Source organism: Exiguobacterium sp. 17-1 (assembly GCF_023096305.1).
Taxonomy (GTDB): Bacteria; Bacillota; Bacilli; order Exiguobacteriales; family Exiguobacteriaceae; genus Exiguobacterium_A; species Exiguobacterium_A sibiricum_A.
On record NZ_JALIGJ010000007.1, the window covers coordinates 45,909 to 54,626 of the forward strand.

Here is an 8,718-nt window from a genome sequence, read left to right on the forward strand (position 1 = left end):
CTTACCTAGTATACCTTATTCTTCGATTCGTTTCAGCAAAATCACAGCCTGACATGCGATTCCTTCTTCACGTCCCGTAAAGCCGAGCCATTCCGTCGTCGTCGCCTTGACGTTGATCTGTTCGATATCCGCGTCAAGAAGTTCCGCGATCCGTGCCCGCATCGTATCGATGTATGGACGTAACTTTGGAGCTTGTGCAATGACGGTCGCGTCTAAATTGCCCAGTTCATAACCTTGTACTTTGACGAGTGCATAAACGTGTTGCAACAATTTTGCTGAGTCGGCGTCTTTAAATTCCGGGTCCGTATCGGGGAAGTGTTTCCCGATATCGCCCGCTGCGATCGCACCAAGAGCCGCGTCAGCAATCGTATGTAACAGGACGTCAGCATCCGAATGACCGAGTAACCCTTTCGTATGCGGAATCTCGATTCCACCTAAAATCAGTTTGCGATCCTCTGCAAAGGCATGTACATCAAATCCTTGTCCAATTCGAATCATCATCATTTCCCTCGTTTCGTTAGAATGGCTTCTCCAAACAATAAATCGTCCGGTGTCGTCACTTTAATGTTCTCATATTGTCCGGTGACCCAAGTCACCGTTCCTCCGTCCCATTCTATCAAACTTGCGTCATCCGTACCTAAAAATTCCGTCGCCGCTTTGGCATGAATGCTTCGAATCTTCTCTAAATCAAAGGCTTGCGGTGTTTGGGCTGCCATCAGCTGATCGCGGGGGACCGTCTCGACAATCACGTCGCCGTCAATCCGTTTGACGGTATCCTTAATCGGCACCCCTAAAATCGCAGCTCCGGTCTGTTCAGCTGCTTCGACGACCTGCTGAATCGATTCGACAGTCACGAACGGTCGTGCTCCGTCATGAATCAAAACGATACCCGGTTCTGTCACCGCCTCTAGTCCACGCTGCACACTTTCCTGGCGTTCCCGCCCGCCCGGGACGAGACGGATCGATGTCTTGTATTGTGCCGTGATACGTTCGAACCACGATTGCTCCGCTGGATTAATCGCAAGAATAATTTCAAGACAAGCCGGATCCTGCTCAAAGACATCCAGTGTCCATTCGATGATGGAACGGTTTCTTAACGTCAGCATCAACTTGTTTCGATCGGCCCCCATCCGTTTCCCTGCTCCGGCGGCCGGAATGACAATCCGATATGTGTGCTCTTTCATCTAATTCCCTCTTTTCCCATAAGTAAAGACTGCCAAAATAGATTTGGCAGTCCGCTGTTTATTTTTCCTGGGGTTTCGCGAAAATCATTCGTCCTGCAGACGTCTGCAGCACACTTGTCACGACAACACCAATCGTTTTCGAAATCAAATGTTTTCCCTCTTCAACGACGACCATCGTTCCATCCTCGAGGTACGCAATTCCCTGTTTTTGCTCTTTTCCTTCTTTGATGACAAGAACCGTCATCTCTTCACCGGGAATCACCACCTGTTTGACGGCATTCGCCAAATCGTTAATGTTCAAGACCGGTACGTTCCGCACTTCACAGACCTTATTTAAGTTGTAGTCGTTCGTGACGACGATTCCTTTGATCAGTTCTGCCAGTTTAATCAACTTGATGTCAACTTCCGGAACATCCTCAAAATCACCGTCATAAATTTCAACTTCCATCCCGGGAATCGATTGCAATTCCTTCAGCACATCGAGTCCACGACGTCCGCGGTTTCGCTTCAGTGTATCTGATGAATCCGCAATATACTGCAACTCACCGATGACGAATTGCGGAACAATCAGTTTACCTTCCACAAATCCGGTTTTCGCGATATCGGTAATCCGGCCGTCGATGATGACACTCGTATCGAGAACTTTACTGTTCGATTTTGCCACAACAACAGGCTCAGCTGCTTTTTTCTCCGTCTGATTGTTACTGTTACGCAAGAAGACTTTCGTCAATTCGTGACGCTTCCGGTAACCGACCGTAAATCCGAGGTAACCGAACAAAACTGCGACAATCACGGTTAACACATTACTGAGTAATGGAATACCGACTAGTTCAATCAGCATGCTGACAAGAAATGCCATGACAAGACCAACCAATAAGCCGAATGTGCCGAAAAATAAATCGGCGACCGGTGCTTTCACTAACTTTTCTTCTAAAAACCGGAGAAGTCGAATCACAGAATCCGTAATGAATAATCCAATTAATAAAAATATGAGTGCACCAATCGTTCCTGTTACATATGTGGTCATCAACCATTCCGGGAAAGCCATCTTCGTCGCCGCTTCAATCAACTGAAATAATTGAGGAAGCAACAAGATACCAAGCGCAAGACCTAGTAATGCAAAAAAGATCCTGATGACGATTTTCAATCTTCCCACCTCCTTTTATTATTTTAAGTTCATTGTAACATGTATTTATTTGAATCACCTACGCCTTAAGATGGGGAAACTGTTTACAGGTCTGTTACACCTTCCCCATCTTTTGCCGTAGTTGAAACCGCTTAAAACGGAATCGTTTCCCGTAATGCTTCATCCACGCTCTCGACTCCGATTACCGTGATACCGGGCGGATACGTCCAGCCACCCAGATTGTTTTTCGGAATGATCGCCCGGGTGAAACCAAGCTTCGCCGCTTCCGCGACCCGTTGTTCGATCCGTGATACGCGTCTGACTTCTCCGGTCAATCCGACTTCTCCGATGACGACATCTGTCGGTCGGGTCGGCTTATCGCGGAAACTGGATGCGACTGCGACACAAATTGCTAAATCGATCGCCGGTTCATCGAGTTTGACGCCACCTGCCGCCTTGAGATACGCATCTTGCGTCTGGAGCAACAAGCCCGACCGTTTTTCTAAAACAGCCATCAGCAAAGCGACTTTATTCTGATCGATTCCGGTCGCCATACGGCGTGGATTACCGAACGATGTCGGAGAAATCAAAGCTTGTAGTTCCACAAGAACTGTCCGCGTTCCTTCCATTGAGGCGACGATGGTCGAACCGGACACACCGGATGTCCGTTCTTCCAGGAAAATCTCAGATGGATTCAAGACTTCTTCAAGACCTGATTCCCGCATTTCAAAAATGCCGATTTCATTCGTCGAACCAAAGCGGTTTTTGACGGCACGTAAAATCCGGAACGTATGGTGGCGTTCCCCTTCAAAGTACAGCACGGCATCGACCATATGCTCAAGCAGACGCGGTCCGGCAATCGATCCCTGTTTGGTCACATGACCGACGATGAAGATCGCAATACCACGACTCTTGGCAATTTTCATCAGCATCGCTGTACATTCCCGGACTTGCGTGACACTGCCTGGAGCCGACTGAATCTCATCAATATAGACGGTCTGAATCGAGTCGATAATCAGGAAGGCCGGGTTTTCTTCATCGACGACCCGTTCGATCATATTCATGTCCGTCTCGCTCAAGACAAACAGGTCCTGTGTCGGTAAGCCGAGTCGTTCCGCCCGTAATTTTGTTTGTTTAAGCGATTCTTCCCCTGAAATATACAAGACTTTCTCTCCACGCGCGGCGAGTCGTGCACTTGTCTGAAGTAAAATCGTCGACTTCCCGATTCCGGGATCTCCACCAACAAGAACCATCGAGCCCGGTACAATCCCACCGCCGAGAACCCGGTCAAATTCACCGCTGCCCGTAAAGACGCGGCTTTCTTCCTGTGACAAGATATTCGATAACCGTTCCGGTTTTAATTGTTTTGTCGTCGTGTGCACGAAGGCAGAACCCCGCCGTGCCTTTTTCTCTTCTATGACTTCTTCGACCATCGTGTTCCATTCCCCACAGCCGGAGCAACGGCCCATCCATTTCGGAGATTCCGTTCCACAACTTTGGCAAACAAACTTCGTCTTTAGTTTAGCCAATTGATTCATCCTTTCTTTTTATCAAGAAAAAAATCCAGCTTTCGCCTCATACTTGCGAAAGCTGGACCCTGTTGATCAATTATTCGGTCGTTGCTGGTTCAGCTTGATGACGGCGGACGATAAATTCACCATCTTCGACATCAAGTGCCACCCGCTCACCTTTTTGAATATCACCAGCAAGCAAGGCTTCTGACAAACGATCCTCTGCTTCCCGTTGAAGAGCACGACGGATTGGACGGGCTCCGTATTCCGGATCATATCCGATATCCGCGATTTTCGAGAGCGCGGCCGGCGTCAACTCGAAATGCACTTGTTGTTCCGCCAGACGTTTTTCAAGTGTTTTTGCCATTAATTTGACGATTTCCTCGATGTGTTTTTTCTCAAGTGAGTGGAAGACGATCGTTTCGTCAATCCGGTTCAAGAATTCAGGACGGAAGGCTTTTTTCAGCTCATCCATGACTTTCCCCTTCATATCTTTGTACTCACGATCCGTATCATCCGAGACTGCAAAGCCAACGTATTTGTTGCGTTTGAGTGCACTTGCTCCGACATTTGACGTCATGACGATGATCGTATTTCGGAAGTCGACTGTCCGACCTTTTGAATCCGTCAAGCGACCGTCGTCTAGCACTTGAAGCAAAATGTTGAAGACTTCAGGGTGTGCTTTCTCAATTTCATCAAGCAAGATGACAGAGTATGGTTTCCGGCGTACTTTCTCCGTTAACTGACCGCCTTCTTCATATCCGACATATCCCGGAGGAGAACCGACAAGGCGACTTGTCGCATGTTTCTCCATGTACTCGGACATATCGATTCGGATGATGGCATCTTCGTCACCGAACATCGCTTCCGCGACAGCCCGGGCAAGTTCCGTTTTACCGACACCGGTTGGTCCGAGGAAAATAAATGAACCAATTGGACGTTTTGGATCTTTTAAACCAGCGCGTGCACGACGGATTGCTTTTGAAATCGATTTAACGGCTTCATTTTGACCGATGACACGTCCATGAAGAATTTCTTCAAGACGCAATAAGCGGTCGGTTTCTTCTTCTGCAATCTTCGTGACCGGAACACCTGTCCAGTTGGCGACGACTTGTGCGATATCGTCTTTTGTCACTTCTAATTTTTCGTTGCCTTGCTTGTTCTGCCATTCTTCTTTTAAGCGTTCCAATTCATCACGCAATTTTTGTTCTGTATCACGGAGACTGGCTGCTTTTTCGAATTCCTGGCTTTGAACGGCTTCGTCTTTGTCTTTACGAATACCTTCAAGCTTCGCTTCGACTTCTTTTAAGTTCGGTGGTGCTGTATATGAGCGTAAACGAACTTTTGAAGCGGCTTCATCAACCAAGTCGATTGCTTTATCCGGTAGGAAACGGTCTGAGATGTAACGGTCCGAAAGTGTTACCGCTTCTTGAATCGCTTCATCCGTAATCGTCACACGGTGGTGTGCTTCATAACGGTCACGAAGACCAAACAAGATTTGTGTCGCTTCATCTGTTGTTGGTTCAGCAACTTGAATCGGTTGGAAACGACGTTCGAGTGCCGCATCTTTTTCGATGTATTTCCGGTACTCATCCAGTGTTGTCGCACCGATACATTGCAATTCACCACGTGCGAGTGACGGCTTGAGGATGTTCGAGGCATCAATTGCTCCTTCTGCTCCACCGGCACCAATTAATGTGTGCAATTCGTCGATGAAGAGAATGATGTTTCCAGCCTGACGAATCTCGTCCATGACTTTTTTCAAACGGTCTTCGAACTCACCACGGTATTTTGTTCCTGCGACGAGTGTTCCCATATCGAGAACCATGACGCGTTTATTCCGTAACGTCTCCGGCACTTCATTGTTGATGATTTGTTGGGCAAGACCTTCGACGACGGCTGTTTTACCAACACCCGGCTCTCCGATCAAGACCGGATTGTTTTTTGTCCGACGGCTTAAGACTTCAATGACACGTTGGATTTCTTTTGCACGACCGATGACTGGATCAAGACGTGTCTCCCGTGCTTGTTGTGTCAAGTCGCGTGCGAGACCGTCAAGCGTCGGTGTCGCGACACCAGAGCCTGCTTGCGACGCATTAGCTGTCGTTTCGCTGTTGCCAAGCAATTGGAGCACTTGCTGACGGGCTTTAGAAAGGCTGATACCAAGGTTGTTTAAGACACGTGCTGCGACGCCTTCTCCTTCACGGATTAAACCAAGCAGGAGGTGTTCTGTACCAACGTACGAATGGCCTAGTTTACGGGCCTCATCCATCGACAGCTCGATGACTTTTTTCGCGCGTGGTGTATAGTGAATCGTTGTCGCACCGTCTTGACCGCGACCGATTAAAGCTTCAACTTCCATTTGAATCTTATCTGAACTGAGTCCAAGTGCTGTCAAGGCTTTCGCAGCAATCCCGTCTCCTTCACGTACAAGTCCGAGTAAAATATGTTCTGTCCCGATATTATGGTGACCAAGACGTACCGCTTCTTCTTGTGCAAGTGCGAGTACGCGTTGAGCACGTTCTGTGAATCGTCCAAACATCATTACGCAAAACCTCCTTGTGTGTGATCCCTGTTTGTCTGTTCGGTTAACATCTGACGAATGATGCTCGCTCGTTCGATGTCCCATTCTCTTGATGTTAATTGTTTCCCGAAATGCTTTTGTAGAAAACCTGTTTGTAGCGATACAAGCAAATGATGGAATAAGTTTGGCGAAAGTTCGACTGCCAAACCTAGGCTATCGGCTAACCGGACATCTGATAAGCGTTCTGTTGCTTCCCGTGCCGTAATTAATCGGGCCGATCGTAAAATTCCGGATGACCGGTAGAGCCGGTCTTCTAGTTCTTCTTGATACGTCTCCAATAATCCTTTTCTTGCAGCCTGTTCTGCTTCAATTAATGCTTCAACTGCAAATTGATAATCCGTAATCAGCATATCTTCACTGGCTCCAAGTGTCCGTTGATTCGACAATTGAAACATTCGGCCTGAAGCATCGCTTCCTTCGCCGTAACGCCCACGAATCGCAAAACCTAGCTGCCGCAGGTGTTTAATATACCCTTGGATTTGATTTGTCAGAACGAGTCCCGGTAAATGCAACATGACCGAAGCCCGTAAACCTGTGCCGACGTTACTCGGACAAGTCGTCAAATACCCCAGCGTATCATCAAAAGCTATCTTGAAACGTTCACTGATTAAACGGTCGACTTGCTTTGCCACCCGAAATGCTTCTTCTAACTGCAGACCCGGTAGAAGAGTTTGAATACGGAAATGGTCTTCTTCATTCACCATGACACTGATTTGCTCATCTTCGCTTATAAAAAGTCCGGTTCGGGGATGCGTCGCAAGAGCAGGACTGATCAAATGTTTTTCCACTAAAGCAGTTCGTGTTAAGGCATCGACTTGATCGACTCGCCCGAATTGAAATCCTTTTAGTCCGGATAATTGACGTTCTGTTTCGTTGATTAACGCATTTGCCTGATTTTCTGTCATTCTTGTCGAAAATGGATAATGGGCCACATTACGCGCTAAGCGAATCCGTGTCGAAACGACGATATCATCGTAAGGTGCCTGCTGATCCATCTTTTGACTAAGAGGTTGCGTCAATAGTTCTTCAAACATGGCGCAAATCCTCCTCCACATTCACAATCTGCTGCTTGATGAGTTCTGCTTCTTCATAGTCTTCCGATAAGATCTTACGGTTTAATTGTTCTTTGAGTCGACTCAACTGTTGTGCCAATCGTTTCTCGACCGACTCTTCTTCAGGACGTGAGCCATAATGTTTCGTATGACCGTGTTGAAACTGACGAATCATCCCATCTACTTCTTCTTTAAAAAACGAATAGCATGTTGCACAACCAACTTTTCGTAAATGTAAAAGTTGGTGACGTGTCATCCCACATGAAGGACAAGCGGTTTCTTGATAGGCTTTTGCCAATTCTTTTACACAAACCGAACAAAGGACTTGTTCAGTTCCCTCTTGATCTTGTGGGAGTTTGACACGGACGACAGCTTCTCGTTCACCACACCGCTGACAACGCATACACATTCCTCCCGTGTCACAGTCGTTTAATGGTTTGCAAGACGGTCTGCATCAAATGAGCCCGCATCCGACGTTGATCCTCAAGTGCCATTGGTAGACTTTCCTTCTGCAACAACGATTGAATCAAAATCGCTTCTCGTCGTGTCAAAAGCTGTTCATTTACTAAACGAATCAGGTAATCTTCTGCAGCTTGTTCTGTTAAATCGTTTCCAACCCACCGGCTGATCTCATCTAACAGATCATGACTATCTAAAATGACAATCTTTTGAATGCGGATATACCCACCGCCACCACGTTTACTTTCAACAAAATAACCTTTTTCAATCGTAAAACGGGTGTTGATGACATAATTGATTTGTGAGGGTACACAATCAAAACGTTCTGCAATTTCCTGGCGCTTGATTTCAATTTTTTTCTCATCATGTAAAATCTGCTTTAAATAGGCTTCGATGATATCTGTGATGTTTTGCATGGGCACCACCTCTCTGACCATCTTTGACTATTGTTTGATTTAATAGTAATCATCTTAAAAGTGAAATGCAAACATTTAGGCTTTTCATTTTGTGTACACAAAAAGACCGACCTGCAGATGCAGATCGGTCTCTTACTTGCCTGGCAACGTCCTATCCTCACAGGGGGAAGCCCCCAACTACTTTCGGCGTTCAAGTGCTTAACTTCCGTGTTCGGCATGGGAACGGGTGTGACCACTTGGCTATCGTCACCAGACGACGGGCTCGCGCCCTCAAAACTGAAGTCATCAACAAGATCATCTGCTAGAACAAGGCCTCGACCGATTAGTATCACTCAGCTCCGCATGTCGCCATGCTTCCACCCGTGACCTATCTACCTCATCGTCTC

At 47.1% G+C, this 8,718-nt stretch carries 8 protein-coding genes and 2 rRNA genes; all 10 read right to left on the reverse strand.

Translation table 11 applies throughout. The features are described from left to right. Nucleotides 1–15: 15 nt before the first annotated feature. The gene (gene ispF / locus MUN34_RS15335; protein ID WP_247858226.1) at nt 16–498 is read right to left on the reverse strand and encodes a 2-C-methyl-D-erythritol 2,4-cyclodiphosphate synthase; all 483 of its coding nucleotides are present in this window, start codon (nt 496–498) and stop codon (nt 16–18) included. Nucleotides 499–500: 2 nt separating this feature from the next. Continuing rightward, nucleotides 501–1,184, reverse strand: a complete 684-nt coding sequence (gene ispD, locus MUN34_RS15340; RefSeq protein WP_026826901.1) for a 2-C-methyl-D-erythritol 4-phosphate cytidylyltransferase — start codon at nt 1,182–1,184, stop codon at nt 501–503. A gap of 58 nt (nt 1,185–1,242) precedes the next feature. Beyond that, nucleotides 1,243–2,331 (reverse strand): PIN/TRAM domain-containing protein, encoded by a 1,089-nt coding sequence (locus MUN34_RS15345; protein ID WP_247858223.1) that lies wholly within the window; start codon nt 2,329–2,331, stop codon nt 1,243–1,245. A gap of 131 nt (nt 2,332–2,462) precedes the next feature. Beyond that, nucleotides 2,463–3,839 (reverse strand): DNA repair protein RadA, encoded by a 1,377-nt coding sequence (gene radA / locus MUN34_RS15350; RefSeq protein ID WP_026826899.1) that lies wholly within the window; start codon nt 3,837–3,839, stop codon nt 2,463–2,465. Nucleotides 3,840–3,918: 79 nt separating this feature from the next. Further along, a complete protein-coding gene (gene clpC / locus MUN34_RS15355; protein WP_026826898.1) occupies nt 3,919–6,366 on the reverse strand; it encodes an ATP-dependent protease ATP-binding subunit ClpC in 2,448 nt (815 codons plus the stop codon). Continuing rightward, nucleotides 6,366–7,439: a protein arginine kinase gene (locus tag MUN34_RS15360; RefSeq protein ID WP_247858224.1), complete on the reverse strand. Its 1,074-nt coding sequence runs from the start codon at nt 7,437–7,439 to the stop codon at nt 6,366–6,368. Before MUN34_RS15360 ends, clpC begins: the two co-directional genes overlap by 1 nt. After that, nucleotides 7,432–7,860: a hypothetical protein gene (locus tag MUN34_RS15365; protein ID WP_026826896.1), complete on the reverse strand. Its 429-nt coding sequence runs from the start codon at nt 7,858–7,860 to the stop codon at nt 7,432–7,434. Before MUN34_RS15365 ends, MUN34_RS15360 begins: the two co-directional genes overlap by 8 nt. A 16-nt stretch (nt 7,861–7,876) precedes the next feature. Then, nucleotides 7,877–8,332, reverse strand: coding sequence for a CtsR family transcriptional regulator (locus MUN34_RS15370; RefSeq protein WP_026826895.1), 456 nt, complete (start codon nt 8,330–8,332; stop codon nt 7,877–7,879). Between the two features lie 138 nt (nt 8,333–8,470). Continuing rightward, nucleotides 8,471–8,586: ribosomal RNA gene (rrf, locus tag MUN34_RS15375) — 5S ribosomal RNA — on the reverse strand. Between the two features lie 48 nt (nt 8,587–8,634). Continuing rightward, nucleotides 8,635–8,718: ribosomal RNA gene (locus tag MUN34_RS15380) — 23S ribosomal RNA — on the reverse strand; the annotation flags it as partial.